Raw genomic sequence first — 2,110 nt, forward strand, 5'->3', positions numbered from 1 at the left:
GCTTGTGAAAAAGCAGATCAGCCCCTGACTTTCCGTCTCCAGGTCGGCTATAACCATGGTTACTATTTTATCGCCACCTTTATAAAAGACCATATCAGCCATCATGCTGAGGCTTTGTTGGATTGAACAAAATTGAGATAATCCCTTGGTTGCTGAAAAAGTCGAGGTTGGAAGTGTGGACAATACTTCTGCTATTCAGGTTAATCAAAAACTCTAAAAAAACTGGTAATTTATAACTATTAAACCCAGTTTTATTTCTGCAAATCCTAGAATAATATACAGATTTTAGAATAATGTGTTGTTAAAAAAAACTCATTAACTAAGCGCATAAATCTTGTAAATACTAGGAAAATAAAAACAAATTAATGTCAACATCAGTACATTGAGGTTCTGAATATGGCTAATGAAGGTGAAATGTTGGCTTCAACTGTGAACCATCAGCAGTGGGTTTGTACCGTTTGTGGCTATAACATGATTGGTGAAATGCCTGATGTCTGTCCGTTCTGTAGAGCACGCCATGACAAATTCGTTACTTGGGATGAGGCAGAGCAAACCTATCGAGTGACCCCACACCAGATAAATAACTACGTTACACAATTGATTTCTGTGCCTCGTCTTGGTATGGAGCATGCTGCTTATCGCATTGAAACGGATAGTGGTGCGGTATGGATTGATTGTCCATCAGCATTCAATCGAGACTTGGAGCCAGTAGAAGCTATCTACTTTACCCATAAAGATTTCATGGGTGCATCCAACCAGTATCGTGATTTATGGGAAGCTAAAGTTTATCTGCACGTTAACGATGCTGAGCATCCACTTGCCGAGCAATTTCCGATTGACAACAAAATTTATGGTGACTTCACCGAGCATGGCATTGAAGCTTTCTATATTGGTGGACATACACCGGGCTTCATGATATATATCTATGACTTGGTCTTGTTTATTGGTGACTATGCCTTCCCTCCAGGGTCTAGTATGCAATTCAACCCCTTTGGACCAAAAGACAAAACCCGTAAACGTGCATCACGGATACTAGATATTGTTTCCGAGAGATCCCTTGAGGTTGTATGTGGCTTCAACTTTTTTACTGACTTCGATAGCTGGCGTGAGGATTTCAATCACCTACTTGATACAGCTAGATAAATTCAAGAAGCGGTGTTGCTTAATAATGGAATGATTAACCAACGCCGAAATTCAAACCATTAACCATCTAGGATTAATAGCAGCAATTATCGATTTTTATCTGTTATTACACATTGGAAACAGCATTTTGTAACTAGCAACTTGGGTTATTAAGCTGTTGCCCATTTAAATTGGTTATTATTCAGTCTCTTGCAGAGCGCGAGTGGGTGAAACCACGGCAGACCGCGAGTGGGGGAGACCCCCGGATGAAGGCACTGCCTCCCCAAGACCGCGCTACATCCCTTGGAAAAAACACCGTCAAACCCTCTCCCCTGCTCCCCTGCTGTCAAAACAATAGAATTTAAATGAAAACCAGCTTAGCTGGCTTTGAGGACGGCAATATCCCAAAAAGAAGACGTGAAGACCGATCTATGGGATCGCACTGGCTTTTTTAGAATTGTGAACAGTTAGAGGAAAGAGTGATTAGAGATGCAACCAAGTAACCCTAACCAGTTTACCGAAAAAGCCTGGGAAGCGATCGCACAAACCCAAGATGTTGCTAAAGCCGCACGGCAACAACAAATCGAAACCGAACACTTGATGAAGGCGATGCTGGATCAAGATGGACTCGCTACCAGTATTCTGAACAAAGCGGAAGTGTCTGTGCAACGGGTAAGGGAAGCAACGGAATCCTTTATCAAAAAGCAACCTAAGGTTTCTGGTAATAGCGACTCCGTTTACCTAGGACGCAGCATGAATAGCTTGCTAGACCGAGCAGAGTCCTATCGTAAAGAATACCAGGACGATTATATCTCCATTGAGCATCTGATCCTCGGTTATCTGAAAGATGACCGCTTTGGTAAGTCATTATTCCAGGAGTTTAAACTAGATGAAAATAGGCTTAAACTTACCATTGCTGACATTCGAGGGAATCAGAAAGTGACCGACCAAAATCCAGAGGGCAAATACCAAGCACTGGAAAAATATG

At 41.9% G+C, this 2,110-nt stretch carries 2 protein-coding genes; both read left to right on the plus strand.

All coding sequences use genetic code 11. The features are described from left to right. Window positions 1-396: 396 nt before the first annotated feature. A complete protein-coding gene (locus F6K37_RS39405; RefSeq protein ID WP_008182061.1) occupies window positions 397-1,143 on the plus strand; it encodes an MBL fold metallo-hydrolase in 747 nt (248 codons plus the stop codon). 468 nt (window positions 1,144-1,611) lie between these two features. Beyond that, a partial coding sequence (locus F6K37_RS39410) for a Clp protease N-terminal domain-containing protein (protein ID WP_287256693.1) occupies window positions 1,612-2,110 on the plus strand: 499 nt, incomplete at its 3' end.

The organism is Moorena sp. SIO4E2 (genome assembly GCF_010671945.1).
GTDB classification, from domain to species: domain Bacteria; phylum Cyanobacteriota; class Cyanobacteriia; order Cyanobacteriales; family Coleofasciculaceae; genus Moorena; species Moorena producens.

Coding starts and splice junctions, on each gene's coding strand:
- F6K37_RS39405 (WP_008182061.1), top strand. CDS start 397: ATGGCTAATGAAGGTGAAATGTTGGCTTCAACTGTGAACCATCAGCAG.